Raw genomic sequence first — 14,975 nt, forward strand, 5'->3', positions numbered from 1 at the left:
CATGTGGTTTAAACCTTTCTTCAGAAGCAAGGCAGCAGAACAAGCCCTCTATAAAACCCTGCAGCTCAGCAGCCTGCCCGGCCCCACCAAAACCTTCGCTCGCCTGGACCGGTTTCCACAGCATAGCCTTGGACTGTTTCTGCCGGAGCCTTTGGAGGACTCGTCCCTGCTCAGCGGGTACGAAAAACAGCAAGGTATACAAAAGACGTCCCCGACAGGTCATATGTGACCACTGGTTGCATATGCTCCTTTCAGATGAGCATCGACGGCAAACATACCTTTTGTCTTGGTAAATTCTTCGATTCAAAAAAAAAACAATGCAACCAAGGGCCTTGAGATTTCCACGATATCCATTGTGGATGTAGACTACAACACGGCTTACCCTATATCCACCCGTCAGACACCAGTTATTGACGATCCGAACAAAACCCGGATGGATTGGTACCTGGAGCATCTCGAACAGGATCGGTACGCACTTTGGCCAACGGTCCGTTATCTTACTCATGATGGTTTCTATCAAAAGGTAAAGTTTGTCGATGGTGTCGTCGGCTTAGGACTTCACAGTATCGGCAAGATGCGCTGCGACGCCTATCTGCGTCATAGATACCACGGTCCGCAAAACCACGCGGCCGAAAGAAGGTGTATGACGGCAAAGTCCATTTTGATGATTTGACCCGTTTCGAATTGGCCGCAATAGAAGGCAACCACCGAATCTTTATGGAACAAATGCCTTTTCCGATATGGCTATTCGCTTTCTGGCCAGGGCCGGGATGATTGAAAAAGACGAGAGAATACTTTTGATAGAGAATGAATCGCATGACGCCATGCCGGAAACCTTGTTGATGAAAATCTTTAAAGTCTGAACAGGGGTGCGGATACAACAGTCTTCGGGCACTCGTCAAATATTTCGACCAAATCACGGACAAAGAAATTATTGAACTCAATATCCCTGCATGAATTCCTTTGGTTTACGTGCTTGATTCTGATCTCAAGCGTGTACGTCATTACTATCTTGCGAATGAGAATTTGCTCAAGGACACGATGGCCGAAGTTGCAGATCAGGGAAAGGCAAAATAAAGTACTGGTGCCGACACAAGGAGTACACATAACCTCTAAACGTTCTGCCATGGTCGCACCCCTCCCAAAAAGGTCAAATAAGACCACCGGTTGAATATGACCCTTTTCCGATGGCGATTAGCGGTGGCCCCGGAATATTTTTTTTGAAAATTACGTTAAAATATCAGTAATATGGGTGTCTTTGCAGTGAGTGCCTGGACCTGGCACAAATATTGATTATATAGAATTAGAAGATGTCGGCACGACGATTCCCGTTAGTGTTGCTTTTCATCTTCCGAAACGCGATGGCGCTTTCCGTGAACCCCTGCCGACCGCGGTATCACCGCCGCCTGACGTTCGTGATGCCTTGATTCTCGATTTCTTTCCACACAGTAAGGCATGGGGAATACGTTGACGACTCGGCCATCACGGCCAAGGTTAAATCGATGCTGGCCACGGATGATTTTCTCAAGTCATTCCAGATCGGTGTTGAAACCTACAAGGGCACCGTTCAGCTGAGCGGCTTCGTAAATTCTCAAAAAGCAGTCGATAAAGCGGTCGAAATCACTCGCACCGTCAAGGGGGTCGAATTCCTCAAGAAGGAAGGAAAACCATGAATTGGGATCAAATCAAAGGAAACTGGAAGCAGGCCAAGGGTGTTGTCAGGGAGCGGTGGGGCAAACTCACCGACGACGATGCGGACGTCATTGCTGGAAAACGGGATATACTCTATTAACAGCGAAACAAGCTTTGGAGAGAGGGGGCAAGCTGTCTGCAATAGAAAAAGATGTCGCTGAAGGAAACGATAGCCTTAAAAAAGCTGAAGAGATTGCTCAGGTCTCCCGGACGATTCTTGGAGAAACCAACAACGCCAGAACCAAGGCTCTCAAGGTGGGGGCCGATCGGTTGGGTGAGCCGTACATGGCGGTTGAAAGACAATACCTGAAACTCACCAAGTCTATTGAGAACGACAACCTGAGTTATGCACAGAAGAATGCCCTGGAAGTTCAAGGCGCATTTCGAAAATTGGAAATCATGGCCATTAAAAAAAGCGCCTTGGGCAATGCGCGAAAGATGATGGCCGATGCCGACAAGGCAAAGCTCCAGAAGATCGCTCCGTCGGCTTATGGTGTTGCGGAGACAGCCTTGAACGAGGCGGAAATCTATGCCGGGCAAAATCCCTATGAGGCGGAAATGATCAGCCAGAAGAATCTTCACGCGGAGTTCATGGCCCGACGGTTGATGGCGATCAGCGAGAGCAGCAAAACGTTTCAATCGATGACTCCGGAATCATCCGCCATTTATGTGGAGAACCTGTTCGCACAACTTGGACAGGCCCTCAACACCGGTGATATGCGGGACAAAACGGTTGACGCCCAACTGGGTACGTTGCCGCTGCGGCCGGAACCATGGAACGGAATAATCTATCCCTTGAAAAGGAAAAGACGAACTTCCAGCACGAAATAGCAGTTTTGGAACAGCAACTTACGGGTGTTCAAGGTGTCTCCCAAGAGCAGGCGGATGCCAAAAACAGACTTTCTGCAAAAAGCGCGTTCAATGAACAATTCAATACCGTTCAACGCTATTTTGATGCTGACGAGGCAGAGGTGTACAAACAGGGTGGCAATTTGGTCATTCGGCTGAGGGGTATAAAGTTTCCCGTGGGCCAAGCCACCCTTACCCCGGAAAACTATACGTTGCTCAGCAAAGTTCAGCGGGCCATTCAGACCTTCGACCAGCCGAAAGTGACAATCGAGGGTCATACCGACAGCTCCGGCTCTACCCAAATAAACCATGAACTGTCCCTAAAACGTGCCGGGGCCGTTAAAACTTATCTGGTCGCCAACAAGACACTCCCGGAAAATCATATTCAGGCGGCGGGATTTGGTCCGGATCGACCGTTGGCTCCGAATACAACACCTGAGGGCCGTGCCATTAACCGGCGGATCGATGTCTTGATTTCACCAACCCAAGCACCGTAGGCCGATCCACAAATAAGAAATATTGCCGACTATATGCCCATAAAAAAAGCCGACCAATCTCCATATGAATTGCTCGGCTTCTCAATTAAATCAAATAATATCAATACAACCAGAAAAACAAACTCCAAAAAAGGAGCACGGTCATGGGAGACAAGGGCGGTAAAAAAGACAAACATAAAAGCCAAAAACAAAACAGAAACAAACAGCGGAAGAAAGCAAAAGACAAGCTCGAAAAACAACACAAAGGGCCACCGGAACTGGTATTGCCGAAACAAAAATCGTGATTCAGTCCTCTGAAATCATTGGCAATGATAAGTCGAACCAATAACCAGGAGACATGGAATGGGAGGGGGAAAAATTGAGACAAAATCCCTGGAATACGCCGAAAGCATCATCGATACCGTGCGTGAACCATTAATGGTCCTGGATCAAGAGTTAAGGGTGGTTTCTGTCAGCCGTTCATTCTATGGCGTCTTCAAGGTGAAGCCTGAGGAGACCGTGGGCCAGCTTATTTACGACCTGGGCAATAAGCAGTGGGATATCCCCAAGCTGCGGGAATTGCTGGAAACCATCCTTCCCCAAAAGGCATTCTTTGACAACTATGAGGTTGTTCACGATTTCGCCACCATCGGCAGACGCATCATGCTTCTGAATGCCCGGCAGATTGAACGGGGAATTGGAAAGGCGCAGATCATTCTGCTGGCTATCGAGGACATCACGACACGGAAGGAAATGGAAGAAAAGATCAAGCGGCTCGCCTATCATGACTCCCTGACAGGTCTGCCGAACCGAATGCTTCTCAGCGATCGTTTGAACATGGCCAAGATCCTATCCGATAGAAATCGGAAAAAGCTGGCGCTCATGATGCTCGACATAGACAAGTTCAAAGAGATCAATGATACCCTCGGCCACCATATCGGAGATCTGCTGCTGCAGGTGGTTGCGGAAAAATTAACGGGGATCCTCCGGAAAGAAGACACCGTTGCCCGCTTCGGCGGCGACGAATTCGTCCTCGTGCTCCCAGACCAAAAAGACGTCCAGACGGCACTTAATGTTGCCCGGAAGATTATCGATGCTTTCCGGGACACCGTTGTTCTTGAGGGACGCGCATTGATCATCACCAGCAGCATCGGTATCTCCATCTATCCCGATCATGGCCAGGATATCGACACCGTTTTGAAGAACGCCGACAGTGCCATGTATCGAGCCAAGCAGGCAGGGCGAAACCAATATCGTCTCTATATCGCGGTCTGAAGATGGGGCACCAAGCGCATCTTTCTGTCTGAATGTGAAAGTAAGCAGTCAATTTCCTGTCAGGACAGCTCGGCGCATTAGAGGTCGGGTCCGATATGCGGCAAAATCAAGGTCCCGGTTGGGTTTGTCATGATTTTGCTGGTCGGCTTCAGCCGCGTCTACTTGGCTGCTCATTACCTGAGTGATGTGCTGGGAGCCGCCGCGGCGGGTTTGGCCTGGCTGGCGTTGACACTGAAGGCGGTGGACACCGTGCGCCGCAACTGCGGTCGGCAGGTATAAGCTCTGGGATCGGGCGCCTGCCACGTGCGGCCGGTTCATTGTTTTGGCCCCGACGCGAAGGCGCTTTGCCGGTGCTGGAACAATACCGATCGCCCGGCATAACGTGTTGAGAAACCGAATGAAGCTGCAACCGCAAACCGAGCGCCCCCACGGGTTCTCCGACATGGATGATGATGCGCTCTTCACCCAGGAGACAGGAGTTGCCCCATGAATAAATTCAACCAGCTTTGGAGCAATTTACGATCAAGCTTTTGGTTTATGCCCTCGCTGATTGTCCTGGCCGGCATTGCTCTCGCAACCGTGTTGATCGAGGCGGACTCCGCCGGGAGCGACCGATGGCTGGCCCAGTGGCCACGCCTGTTTGGAGCCGGTCCGGAAGGCGCGCGCGTGATGATGTCAACGATTGCCGGTTCGATGATGTCCGTGGTGGGCGTTACGTTCTCCATGATATTGGTGGTGCTGACGCTGGCCTCGAGCCAATACACCTCGCGCATTCTGCGCAACTTCATGCGCAGTCGTGTCACGCAGGTCGTGCTCGGGATCTTCGCCGGCATTTTCACCTATTGCCTGATCGTGTTGCGCAGCATCCGCGGCGGAAACGAGGGCGCATTTGTTCCAAGCCTTGCGGTCTTCTTCGGCTTCATGCTGGCGCTCGGAGGTGTCGGTACCCTCATGTTCTTCATTCATCACATCGCCTCCTCAATCCAGGCTTCCAGCATCATCGCCTCGGTCGCCGAGGAAACCATGGCGTCCATTGACCGGCTTTTTCCGGAAAGACTTGGACAAGGGCCGGGCGAAGACGATGATGACCAAACGCTGTACCCTCTATCCAAGCGGTATTGGCGCATCGTCCCGGCCATGCAGAGCGGTTATATTCAGAGCGTTAACAACGCAGCGCTTCTGCGCCTGGCGCGTGACAGGAAAACCATCGTGAGGATGGAGCACGGCATCGGCGAGTTCGTTGTTCAGAACACCATGCTGGTCTCACTGGCCTTGGAAGACCCACCGGATCAAGAGACGATTGCTGCCGTGCAGGCGGCTTTCAGCATCAGCCGCCACCGCACGGTGGATCAGGACGCGGCCTTCGGCGTTCGGCAGATCGTGGATGTGGCCTTGAAAGCACTCTCACCCGGTATCAACGACACAACGACGGCCGTGATGTGCGTGGATTATCTGACGACGATTATAGCGCGGATAGCACCTCTGCAAATCCCCTCATCGCGGCGATACGAGGATGGAGAACTGCGCGTGATCGCCAAGGGGCCGGGTTTTGAAAGCTTGCTGGCCGTAGCGTTCGATCAGATTCGAAGCAACGCCAAAGGCGATGTCGCCATCATGTTGCGGATGCTCGGGGCGCTTCAAACCATCGCCGGCCTGACGGCCAGCCCTCACCGGCGGCAGGCGCTTGGCGCTCACGTGCATTGGATCGCCGAACTGGCCGACCGCACCCTCGCGTCCGCCCATGACCGTGCACGGATCGACACGCGATTGAAGCGCGTGTACGAAGCGCTTGAAGCCGAGCTTGCTTTGTATGCAAGGGAGGAGAAAGACCTTCGCCGGATACCGGAGTAGTAGACGATGCAAACCGAGACCATTTTGATCCTGAATATACCCGGTGGATTGCTGCGGAGCAAGGCCGGATGGGTATCTTGGAACTCGATCGCACGGCGATTGTGGCCCAGGAATCCCGGTGGGCCCGCCGACATCTGTTGCTCACGGAAAAGAACCATGTGATCGATGCCTTCCGGCAAGGCCTTCTCGACCAGGCGGTTTACGAGAAGCTGCTGGCGGACATCGACGCACGTCGGTTGCGGCTGGAATCGGATGAAGAGGAAAAAACGACCGAATCGCAGCCCGTTGCCGCGAACTGCGATTGAGTCAGATGGAATAGGGTTGAATATAACCAACGGTTAAATATGACCATCAGGCTGCACCGATTTCCAACCCCATATCCAGGGTCTGGAAAACCGAATTTTCATATAAACCGAAAGGTTATATAACATTCGTGAGGCATTGTGGCACTGGCATGAGAATTGAGTATCTAATCTTGTAAACAATGTCATTACCGTAACCGATCAGCTTCTTTTTTTAAATTATGAATTTAGACATTTAAACACAAGTGTGGCTTTATAGTCTTCCTGATCACGAAGGCAAATGGATGGGAAAGGTCCATGAATCGCCTAAAGAAATTCGCGCTGCTACCGGTCAATAAGATACGAGTTGGCCTAATGATGACACCGATTACAACGGCACTCGTTGTGGAAGCAGATAAACTAGCGGTCCAGCAACAGGCCCTGCTCGACGAAGCTGAAAAGCGAGCAGCCGATGCGCTGGATGGGATAGCCAAGGAAAAAAAATGAGCCAAACCAATCTGAACCGCATCTTTAACCCGCACCACGTCGCGGTAGTGGGTGCCAGCGAAAAAGCGGGCACCATCGGCAACGCGTTGATGAGAAATCTGGTTGACGGCGGGTTTGTTGGATCCGTGCTGCCGGTGAATCCCAAATACAACACCATGCACGGGCAGGCGTGCTTCGAATCGGTTTCCGCCCTGGAGACGGGCGTGGACCTGGCGGTTATCGCCACGCCGATGCATAGCGTGCCCGATATCGTCGCTGAATGCGTCGAAAAAAGAGTCGGCGGCGCCGTCATCATTTCGGCCGGGGGCAAGGAGATCGGTGAAGCGGGCCGGAAGATTGAGGAAAGGATACGGCATATCGCCAATGAAGGCGGGCTACGTATCGTGGGACCGAACTGCATGGGCATTATTCGTCCCGCAGTGAACCTCAACGCCAGCTTTGCCGCCGAGATGCCCGTGGGTGGAAACCTGGCCTTTGTATCCCAGAGCGGCGCCATCTGTACGGCGATTCTCGATCTGGCGTTGAAGGAACGCATCGGCTTCAGCCATTTTGTCAGCATCGGCTCCATGCTGGATGTCGATTTCGGAGACATGATCGACTTTCTCGGCAATGATTACTCGGCCAAAAGCATTCTATTGTATATCGAAAACCTGACCAATTTCCGTAAATTCATGAGTGCCGCGCGTTCCGTGTCCCGGATCAAACCCATCATCGTTCTCAAGTCCGGCAGGAGTCCCGCCGGTGCGAGGGCCGCAGCCTCCCACACGGGCGCCATGGCCGGAGAAGATGCGGTCTATGACGCCGCTTTCAAGCGCGCCGGCATTGTGCGCGTGGATACCATCGAAGAACTCTTCGACTGCGCGGAACTGATGGCCAAGCAACCGCGGCCGCGCGGCCCCCGGCTGGCTATCCTCTCCAACGGCGGAGGCCCGGGTGTGATGGCGACGGACACGCTCGCCCGCCATGGTCAGGAGCCCGCCCCCCTTGACCCCGAAACGATGCAGGCCTTTGATGCCTTCCTGCCGGACTTCTGGAGCCGCGGCAACCCCATCGACATCCTCGGTGACGCCTCGCCGCAGCGGTTCGGCCGCGCCCTGGCGATCTGCTTCAACTCGAAAAAGCTCGACGGCGCGCTGGTCATCCTTGCGCCCCAGGCCCTGACCGACCCCCTTTCCGTAGCCGAGACACTGGCCGCCGCGGTCCAGGAACGCCGGTTTCCGGTATTTGCCTGCTGGATGGGCGGCAAACGCATCGCCCCTGCCGTCGACGTGTTGAATGCCGCGGGAATCCCGACCTATGACACGCCGGAACGGGCGGTCCGGGCGTTTCTTTATATGGTCGAATATGCCAGGAATCTCGAAATGTTGTTGGAAGTCCCTCCGAAAATAGCCGGAGACATGGCGTTTGATCAGGAGAAGGCCCGCCAGCTGATCGCCGGTGCGCCGGACCAGGGATTTATGTCGGAATCGGATTCCAACGACATCCTCACGGCCTACGGCCTGCCCATGATCAGGACGCAAATCGCCACGACCGAGGCGCAAGCCGCACGGATCGCCAGGGAACTCGGATACCCGGTGGTCATGAAACTGCACTCACCGGATATTGCCCATAAAACCGATGCCGGCGGCGTTCGGCTGGACCTGCGCGGCGATGGGGAGATTGATGAGGCTTTCCGTCAAATCGTATCGTCGCCGGCCAATACAAACCCGATGCCCGCATCGAGGGCGTGACCCTTCAGCCCTATTTTTCAAACCCGGATTATGAAATCCTGCTGGGCGCCAAGCGCGATCCCAATTTCGGCCCGGTAATTCTGTTCGGCATGGGCGGTATTTACACGGAAGTGTTGAAAGACCGATCCCTGGGGCTTCCCCCCATGAACCGTTTGCTGGCCCGGCGGCTGATGCAGGAAACCAAGGCCTATTCACTCTTGCAAGGATACCGCAACCGTCCCGCCGCAGACATGCAGCGACTGGAAGAAATGATCATCCGGCTCTCGCAACTGCTCATCGATTTCCCCGACATCGCCGAACTGGACATGAATCCCGTTCTGATCAAGGACGGCAAACCCGTGGCAGTCGATGCCCGTATTCTCGTTTCACCGCTCGCGATGCCCTCCTCCCTTCATCTGGTGATCGGCCCCTACCCGCAGGAGGATGAATCCCATATGATCAGCGTGGATGGGCGCCGCATTTTCGTCCGACCGGTCAAACCCGAGGACGCCCCCCTTTTCACGACGTTGTTCGAGACGCTTTCGCCCACGACGATTTACTATCGTTTCTTCGGCACGTTAAAGGAATTAAACTCCGAAATGCTGGCCCGCTTCACTCAGATCGATTACGACCGGGAGATTGCCCTGGTGGCCATCGATGAGGAATCGGAAACCGAAAGCATGCTGGGGGTCGCCCGAATCATCGGCGATGCGGACCGCAGGACGGGTGAATTCGCCGTTCTGGTGAGCGACGCCTGGCAAGGCAAGGGGATCGGGGGCAACCTGCTGGAAAAATGCCTGTCGATTGCCGAAAAACAGGGTTTTGAATCGGTGCACGGCATCGTGCTGCATGAGAATCGGAACATGCTCGCGCTGGGAAAGAAACTGGGGTTTGACATTAAAAAGGAGCCCGATTCCGGGGATAATGAACTGGTGATCCATTTTGTTTCATCATCCACGCAGCAATAAAAAAAGGAGAACACCCATGATCGATAAAGACGAACTTTGCCATAAGATAAGAGATATTTATCCGGACATTGGAGAATGCGGCATTGATGTCGATGTTGCATTCGATGAGACCAACCAGCGGTGGGTGGTCGATTTGAAAAAGGGTTCCCGCCGTATGAAGACCTTTCTGGAAGAAGGAGATGCGGAATTCTGCCTGCAAGGCCGGCAGTGTGTCAGCCTGGGCATTGAAATCGGTCAATTGCGCGACACTATCGCGCGCAGGTAACGCCACGTTCAGGCGACGCACCAGGACAGCTTTATGCGATCCCACCACCATGGAGCAAAGGGCCACCCTGACCGAAGGCAAGCCTAAGGTCGTTGCCGTCCGCCCCCTTGCCGGCGGTGATGAGACAAAGATGCTGCGTCTGGCCGCCAGTCTCGAAAAAGGCAGCGACCACCCCTTAGTGGGCGCTATCCTCATTCGTGTTCAAGGCACATCGGCAGTTTTTGAAGTCGGGTGAAAAACCGGAAGCATCCTTTCAGGTCACTGCTGATAAAATTCAGGCACGGGAATACTGTAACCTTCACGGATTATGGAAAAACTGAGGCAGGCGATTTAAACGCTGTGGAAATCAAAAGCGGTGAATCTGTTTAGGAACGTCTGGGATCATGCTGATGGTAAATCCGGTCATAGAAATTGTCGATATGCGTCAGCCTGAATCCTTGGTGGCTCAAGAAAACCGAGTTGAGCGCAACTTGACCAGCACCTATTTTTTTCGGCAGCCGCGCCGCTAAATACACGGTCAGCTGTGAGGTGAAGCACCGGCCGAGTGGTACCGTGAGTGTAGACGATATAGCTTTCCTCACGGTATAATATAAACCTGCAACAAAAAAAGGAGCAATCATGAAAGTACAGGATTATTGTAAAGCGATGCATGCTGAAGTTAGTTCCTGGAAAGAAAAACTTGAAGCAATGAAAAAGGTTGCGGACAGCTATGGCACCGAACAGAAAGAAAAAATTTTGCCGCTTGTTGGCCAACTTGAGCAGGAGGTTACCAGTGCCCAGATGAGGGTTCAGCAGCTTGAAACAGAATGCCCATCAGACTGGTCACCGATGAAAAACGAAATCGATGATCTATTCGGTACCATTGGGAGCAGTGTCGACCGCGCCTGGCGTGAGCTTTCTCCTGGTGAGGTTGGCGGGTAAAAACGATATATGGGAGGGTATCTTTTTTCCCTCCTTAAACATCTTCGGTTGCCATATTTAATCGAAAGGCTTTTTCGAGTGGGTGGCGTCGGATTACGTGGCGGACAAGGTCCACGACAAGGCCATTCACGGCCCCGGCTCGTGGCTCTTCACCTTTGTGCTGGGCATGGCCATCGGTGGCTTTATCGCCGGACGGACATCCAAACAAATTCCGGTGCGCGATATGCCGCCCATCTGGAAGAAACGGTTCGGCGACAGCCGGGCCAAACGCTACGCAGCCACTTTTTCCGGCGGTTTCTTGATCCTTTTCGGATCGCGGCTGGCCGGTGGCTGCACCCTGGGGCTTTTCATCTCCGGGTCGACGCAACTGGCCATCAGCGGCCTTTATTTCGGCGTTGTTATTTTTGTCGTGGCCATGCTCACCGCCCGGCTGATCTTCGGCAAGATCGCGGAAAAGGAGGATATCCAATGACAATGATTTGGCTGGGACTCTTTTCGGGCATCGCCTTCGGATTCGTCATCCAGCGCATCGGCGCCACCGACGCCCATCGAATGGCCCGATCGCACCTGATGCTGAACGCGGATATCCCCCGGTTCATGGTCCTGACGGTGGCCTTGTCCGCCGTGGGCCTCTTCGGGCTCCAGTCGGTCGGCGTGGGGCGCACCCTGCCCCTGCCCACCAGCATCGTGGCCACGGGACTGGCCGCCGTGATCTTCGGCATCGGGTGGGGGCTGACCGGGTATTGCCCCGGGACCGCCTGGGCGGCCGCCGGCGAGGGGCGCATGGATGCGGTCTTCGCCCTGTTGGGCGGCCTGGCGGGTACCGCCCTTTTCGCCCAGTTGCATGAGACGCTCATCCCCGTATTATACGACCCGACCAACGTGGGGCAGATCACCCTGACGAATCTGTTCGGTAATTATGCCGCAGCCGTCGCAGTGTTGGCCATCGGTTTCGGCTTGTGTACCTGGGGCATCGGGAAGCTGTGGGGATCGGGCGGACCGATCGTTTCCTTCGAATGGGAGCTTAATTCGGAAACATCACCGGGTAACGCCGTCTCTCGAAGCCGAGCCGGCGCAGTATGCGATGAAGGGAGCGTGAAGTGACGTGGAATCGACGCTTTCAAATCTTAAGCAGATGCAGTCCCAGGGCGAAGAGATCGCCAACAGTATCAGTCACGGCATAGGGCTGTTCGGCGCGCTCATCGGAACGCCATTTCTCATCATTCATACATTGCGCCATGGGGATACCGGATTCATTGTCGGCACGATTGTCTTCGCCGCCTCCATGGTTCTCCTTTACCTCGCCTCCACGCTCTACCATGCATGGCCCGTTGGCAAGGTCAAGCGCTGTTTTCGAATCGTCGAGCATTCCGCGATCTTTATTCTTATTGGCGGCACCTATACCCCGTTGACCCTTGGCATCCTCCGAGGCGCATCCGGCTGGACGCTCTTCGGATTGGTTTGGGGGTTGGCTGTCGCCGGAATAACGCTGAAAATTATCTATAAGGCCTCACACCCCATTTTATCGACGGCCCTTTATCTGGTGATGGGGTGGTTAGCCGTGATAACGGTAGAACCGCTGCTTTCCAACATGCCGACTGCGGGCCTGTTCTTATTGATTGCGGGCGGCTTGTCCTACACCGTCGGCGTGGCATTTTTTGCAGCGGATTCGCGGATACCCTATGGCCACCTGATCTGGCATCTATTTGTCATCACCGGTACCACATGTCATTACTTCCTCGTGCTTTGGTATGCGGCCTGACATTTTTGGCAGACGTTCTTTTCAGCTCCACCGCCGAGAAAATGTTCTGCCGGCGCCCCATTCCGTTGTTGAGCATTCGCATGAAAACCAATGATTGACAAATTAGAGATATAGAAATTGGAAAAAGGAAAAAAATGAAGAAAGACAATTTGATCAAAAACCAAAACCTGTTTCCGCGAACCACCGATATACCGCAAGCCCATTTAAATATTTACTTGAAAAAAACCGAGGAAATATCGATAAAACATGAATGGAGGACGCTATGATAGAAACATTAATGGACAAGATTAAAGGTACGGCTATGAAAAGCATGAAACGAATAGGTGATCAGCGTCGTCGATTTCAGGAAATCGTTTATGGGAAGGGCATGGAAACATTTAGTCGAATGAATCTCAGGGCCAACAAGACCAAGGACAAAATTAATCAAATGAGAGATTCCATTCTGAAAAAGCATTGATTAATTGCCCGGAAATTATTGAAGGAATCACAGCTGCAAACCGAATCGGAAATTCTTGGCTTTTGTGAACAAATCCACAGCAGAGGAATTTCATATGTCCTTGTTTCGAGGGGAAAGGCGGGTTTGCTGTTATCTTCAGTCGAACAAAGAATCAAGGCTGTTGCACCACCGGTCGAGGTAGACAGCACCGTGGGCGCCGGGGATTCGGTGGTGGGAGGTTTCGTGCTGGGGCATTCCCGGGGAAAAGACCTTGCGGACTGCATGCGGCTGGCCTGTGCCGCGGGAACGGCAACCGCGCAAACGCCTGGTACCGGGCTTTGTCATCGTGCGGATGTCGAAGCAATTTTGCCGAGGGTTGACCTATCAAAGGTATAGACGTTGCTGTTCATTCCTGAATGATTACTGGATGTCAACGCCTGTAAAGAACTGAGATAACAGGAGCGTTATTGTGGCCATCACCCTGCCAAAAACGAAGATTGTCTGTACCATCGGACCCGCCAGTGACACGCCTGAGATCATTAGAGAATTGATTGCAGGCGGCATGCGTATTGCCCGCTTGAATTTTTCTCACGGTACACACGTTGACCATGAGAAAAAAATCCATGTCATCAGGAAAATCGCCGAAGAGCTGGGCAAACCGGTTGCGATATTACAGGATCTCGGAGGACCAAAAATCCGGGTGGGGGTTATCCCTGATCCAGGGATTCGATTGGAACCGGGACGTCATATTATTCTTACCTCGCAGACCGTTGCGGGTTCGCAACAGCGCATATCGGTTTCTTATCCGCTTTTAAACGAACAAGTAAAGGACGGGGATCGGATAATGCTCGCAGATGGTTTTTTGGAACTTCGGGTTACATCGGTAAGCAGAGCTGAAATCCACTGTGAGATCATTACGGGCGGGGTGCTTACGTCTCACAAAGGGATAAATCTGCCGACCGGAAGTATTCTCATGCCTTCCATGACGGACAAAGACCGTGACGATCTGCATTTTGGCCTGGGTCTTGATGTGGATTATGTCGCGCTTTCATTTGTCAGGACGGCAGCAGACATTCAGGACATAAAAGAAATCATCCGCCGGGAAAACAAGCATACACCGGTCATCGCCAAAATTGAAAAGCATGAGGCCATCGATCATTACGACGACATCCTGGATGCTGCGGACGCAATCATGGTGGCCCGAGGTGACTTGGGGGTGGAGATACCTTTGGAAGAAGTGCCCGGCATCCAAAAACGACTGATTCAAAAAGCCAATGCTTTGGGAAAACCGGTTATTACGGCTACCCAGATGCTGCGATCCATGGTAGACGCGCCACGACCAACCCGAGCCGAGGCCTCGGATGTCGCCAACGCCGTTTTGGACGGAACGGATGCCGTTATGCTTTCGGAAGAAACGGCGACAGGGAATTATCCGGTTCAAGCGCTTCACTATATGATTCGCATCGTTGCCGAAGCGGAAAAAACCTATCCCCATGATCGGTACCTGAAAATGGTGCCGGAAAAGGAGATTTCGGACGCGGTGACCTATGCGGCCTGCGTTTTGGCGGACCACCTGGATGCAGCTGCGATTTTAGCGCCGACACGGTCCGGCCGGACAGCCATACACATCTCCAGATTCAGGCCCAAGCAACCGATTATTGCCTTTACGCCCAGCCAGCCCACCTTGAGGCAACTCTCTCTTTTCCGTGGGATATACCCCCGCATGATTTTGAACCATCGGGATACGGATGATCTGATCGAAAAGGTATCCAAAAAGGCGGTTGAAACAGGCGATTTGATTGAAGGGGACACAGCTGTCATCACTGCCGGCAACCCTGTCTGGGTCGCCGGCATGACGAATATGATTCGGGTGATGTCATTATAGGAGAGGGTTATACTCTCGACATCCAACTGAATGGTGTTGGTATGGTCTTGAAGTGACAACCACAACATCGGGAACTGTCAGCTCAAGTCTGCATTTCA

At 53.1% G+C, this 14,975-nt stretch carries 22 protein-coding genes and 1 pseudogene; all 23 read left to right on the top strand.

Annotation, left to right across the window (positions count from 1 at the left end; all coding sequences use genetic code 11):
* Position 1: 1 nt before the first annotated feature.
* The 23 genes and pseudogenes from Dvar_RS29030 (at position 2) to pyk (ending at position 14,877) form a co-directional block, all read left to right on the top strand.
* Positions 2-229 (top strand): hypothetical protein, encoded by a 228-nt coding sequence (locus Dvar_RS29030; RefSeq protein ID WP_419656632.1) that lies wholly within the window; start codon positions 2-4, stop codon positions 227-229.
* A 126-nt stretch (positions 230-355) separates the two neighbouring features.
* Positions 356-673 carry a hypothetical protein gene (locus tag Dvar_RS29035; RefSeq protein WP_419656633.1) on the top strand — a complete coding sequence of 106 codons (318 nt, stop codon included), beginning with the start codon at positions 356-358 and terminating at the stop codon, positions 671-673.
* Positions 674-1,481: 808 nt separating this feature from the next.
* Positions 1,482-1,673, top strand: a complete 192-nt coding sequence (locus tag Dvar_RS29040; protein ID WP_419664175.1) for a BON domain-containing protein — start codon at positions 1,482-1,484, stop codon at positions 1,671-1,673.
* Complete coding sequence (locus tag Dvar_RS29045; protein ID WP_419656634.1) at positions 1,670-1,792, top strand: CsbD family protein; 123 nt, start codon at positions 1,670-1,672, stop codon at positions 1,790-1,792. Before Dvar_RS29040 ends, Dvar_RS29045 begins: the two co-directional genes overlap by 4 nt.
* A 14-nt stretch (positions 1,793-1,806) precedes the next feature.
* Positions 1,807-2,523: a hypothetical protein gene (locus Dvar_RS29050; protein ID WP_419656635.1), complete on the top strand. Its 717-nt coding sequence runs from the start codon at positions 1,807-1,809 to the stop codon at positions 2,521-2,523.
* Positions 2,466-3,038 carry an OmpA family protein gene (locus Dvar_RS29055; RefSeq protein WP_419656636.1) on the top strand — a complete coding sequence of 191 codons (573 nt, stop codon included), beginning with the start codon at positions 2,466-2,468 and terminating at the stop codon, positions 3,036-3,038. Before Dvar_RS29050 ends, Dvar_RS29055 begins: the two co-directional genes overlap by 58 nt.
* 143 nt (positions 3,039-3,181) lie before the next feature.
* Complete coding sequence (locus tag Dvar_RS29060; RefSeq protein ID WP_419656637.1) at positions 3,182-3,322, top strand: hypothetical protein; 141 nt, start codon at positions 3,182-3,184, stop codon at positions 3,320-3,322.
* 58 nt (positions 3,323-3,380) lie between these two features.
* Positions 3,381-4,292: a diguanylate cyclase domain-containing protein gene (locus Dvar_RS29065; RefSeq protein ID WP_419656638.1), complete on the top strand. Its 912-nt coding sequence runs from the start codon at positions 3,381-3,383 to the stop codon at positions 4,290-4,292.
* 129 nt (positions 4,293-4,421) lie between these two features.
* Positions 4,422-4,571 carry a phosphatase PAP2 family protein gene (locus Dvar_RS29070; protein ID WP_419656639.1) on the top strand — a complete coding sequence of 50 codons (150 nt, stop codon included), beginning with the start codon at positions 4,422-4,424 and terminating at the stop codon, positions 4,569-4,571.
* 207 nt (positions 4,572-4,778) lie between these two features.
* Positions 4,779-6,143: a DUF2254 domain-containing protein gene (locus Dvar_RS29075; RefSeq protein ID WP_419656640.1), complete on the top strand. Its 1,365-nt coding sequence runs from the start codon at positions 4,779-4,781 to the stop codon at positions 6,141-6,143.
* Positions 6,144-6,211: 68 nt separating this feature from the next.
* On the top strand, positions 6,212-6,448 hold the full coding sequence (locus tag Dvar_RS29080; protein WP_419656641.1) for a hypothetical protein: 237 nt from the start codon (positions 6,212-6,214) through the stop codon (positions 6,446-6,448).
* A 294-nt stretch (positions 6,449-6,742) separates the two neighbouring features.
* Positions 6,743-6,931: a hypothetical protein gene (locus Dvar_RS29085; RefSeq protein ID WP_419656642.1), complete on the top strand. Its 189-nt coding sequence runs from the start codon at positions 6,743-6,745 to the stop codon at positions 6,929-6,931.
* 89 nt (positions 6,932-7,020) lie between these two features.
* Positions 7,021-9,608: pseudogene (locus tag Dvar_RS29090) on the top strand (GNAT family N-acetyltransferase); the annotation flags it as partial.
* A gap of 16 nt (positions 9,609-9,624) precedes the next feature.
* Positions 9,625-9,873, top strand: a complete 249-nt coding sequence (locus tag Dvar_RS29095) for a hypothetical protein (RefSeq protein WP_419656643.1) — start codon at positions 9,625-9,627, stop codon at positions 9,871-9,873.
* Between the two features lie 49 nt (positions 9,874-9,922).
* Positions 9,923-10,108 carry a hypothetical protein gene (locus tag Dvar_RS29100; protein WP_419656644.1) on the top strand — a complete coding sequence of 62 codons (186 nt, stop codon included), beginning with the start codon at positions 9,923-9,925 and terminating at the stop codon, positions 10,106-10,108.
* Positions 10,071-10,193: a desulfoferrodoxin family protein gene (locus Dvar_RS29105; RefSeq protein ID WP_419656645.1), complete on the top strand. Its 123-nt coding sequence runs from the start codon at positions 10,071-10,073 to the stop codon at positions 10,191-10,193. Before Dvar_RS29100 ends, Dvar_RS29105 begins: the two co-directional genes overlap by 38 nt.
* 298 nt (positions 10,194-10,491) lie before the next feature.
* Positions 10,492-10,794 (top strand): hypothetical protein, encoded by a 303-nt coding sequence (locus Dvar_RS29110; protein ID WP_419656646.1) that lies wholly within the window; start codon positions 10,492-10,494, stop codon positions 10,792-10,794.
* 82 nt (positions 10,795-10,876) lie between these two features.
* On the top strand, positions 10,877-11,266 hold the full coding sequence (locus Dvar_RS29115; RefSeq protein WP_419656647.1) for a YeeE/YedE thiosulfate transporter family protein: 390 nt from the start codon (positions 10,877-10,879) through the stop codon (positions 11,264-11,266).
* On the top strand, positions 11,263-11,898 hold the full coding sequence (locus tag Dvar_RS29120; RefSeq protein ID WP_419656648.1) for a DUF6691 family protein: 636 nt from the start codon (positions 11,263-11,265) through the stop codon (positions 11,896-11,898). Before Dvar_RS29115 ends, Dvar_RS29120 begins: the two co-directional genes overlap by 4 nt.
* 1 nt (position 11,899) lies before the next feature.
* Positions 11,900-12,556 (top strand): PAQR family membrane homeostasis protein TrhA, encoded by a 657-nt coding sequence (trhA, locus tag Dvar_RS29125; protein ID WP_419656649.1) that lies wholly within the window; start codon positions 11,900-11,902, stop codon positions 12,554-12,556.
* Positions 12,557-12,818: 262 nt separating this feature from the next.
* Entirely contained in the window at positions 12,819-13,013 is a 195-nt protein-coding gene (locus Dvar_RS29130; RefSeq protein ID WP_419656650.1) for a hypothetical protein, read from the top strand.
* Between the two features lie 18 nt (positions 13,014-13,031).
* Entirely contained in the window at positions 13,032-13,388 is a 357-nt protein-coding gene (locus tag Dvar_RS29135; RefSeq protein WP_419656651.1) for a PfkB family carbohydrate kinase, read from the top strand.
* Between the two features lie 73 nt (positions 13,389-13,461).
* Positions 13,462-14,877: a pyruvate kinase gene (gene pyk, locus Dvar_RS29140; protein WP_419656652.1), complete on the top strand. Its 1,416-nt coding sequence runs from the start codon at positions 13,462-13,464 to the stop codon at positions 14,875-14,877.
* Positions 14,878-14,975: the final 98 nt, after the last annotated feature.

Origin of the sequence: Desulfosarcina variabilis str. Montpellier, from assembly GCF_048565275.1 — a bacterium.
In the GTDB taxonomy this organism is placed as follows: domain Bacteria; phylum Desulfobacterota; class Desulfobacteria; order Desulfobacterales; family Desulfosarcinaceae; genus Desulfosarcina; species Desulfosarcina variabilis.

Bases quoted from the DNA above. Each gene is read 5' to 3' on its own strand.
- Dvar_RS29030 (WP_419656632.1), top strand. From the start codon at position 2: ATGTGGTTTAAACCTTTCTTCAGAAGCAAGGCAGCAGAACAAGCCCTC.
- Dvar_RS29045 (WP_419656634.1), top strand. From the start codon at position 1,670: ATGAATTGGGATCAAATCAAAGGAAACTGGAAGCAGGCCAAGGGTGTT.
- Dvar_RS29055 (WP_419656636.1), top strand. From the start codon at position 2,466: ATGGAACGGAATAATCTATCCCTTGAAAAGGAAAAGACGAACTTCCAG.
- Dvar_RS29060 (WP_419656637.1), top strand. From the start codon at position 3,182: ATGGGAGACAAGGGCGGTAAAAAAGACAAACATAAAAGCCAAAAACAA.
- Dvar_RS29065 (WP_419656638.1), top strand. From the start codon at position 3,381: ATGGGAGGGGGAAAAATTGAGACAAAATCCCTGGAATACGCCGAAAGC.
- Dvar_RS29070 (WP_419656639.1), top strand. From the start codon at position 4,422: ATGATTTTGCTGGTCGGCTTCAGCCGCGTCTACTTGGCTGCTCATTAC.
- Dvar_RS29075 (WP_419656640.1), top strand. From the start codon at position 4,779: ATGAATAAATTCAACCAGCTTTGGAGCAATTTACGATCAAGCTTTTGG.
- Dvar_RS29080 (WP_419656641.1), top strand. From the start codon at position 6,212: ATGGGTATCTTGGAACTCGATCGCACGGCGATTGTGGCCCAGGAATCC.
- Dvar_RS29085 (WP_419656642.1), top strand. From the start codon at position 6,743: ATGAATCGCCTAAAGAAATTCGCGCTGCTACCGGTCAATAAGATACGA.
- Dvar_RS29095 (WP_419656643.1), top strand. From the start codon at position 9,625: ATGATCGATAAAGACGAACTTTGCCATAAGATAAGAGATATTTATCCG.
- Dvar_RS29100 (WP_419656644.1), top strand. From the start codon at position 9,923: ATGGAGCAAAGGGCCACCCTGACCGAAGGCAAGCCTAAGGTCGTTGCC.
- Dvar_RS29110 (WP_419656646.1), top strand. From the start codon at position 10,492: ATGAAAGTACAGGATTATTGTAAAGCGATGCATGCTGAAGTTAGTTCC.
- Dvar_RS29120 (WP_419656648.1), top strand. From the start codon at position 11,263: ATGACAATGATTTGGCTGGGACTCTTTTCGGGCATCGCCTTCGGATTC.
- Dvar_RS29130 (WP_419656650.1), top strand. From the start codon at position 12,819: ATGATAGAAACATTAATGGACAAGATTAAAGGTACGGCTATGAAAAGC.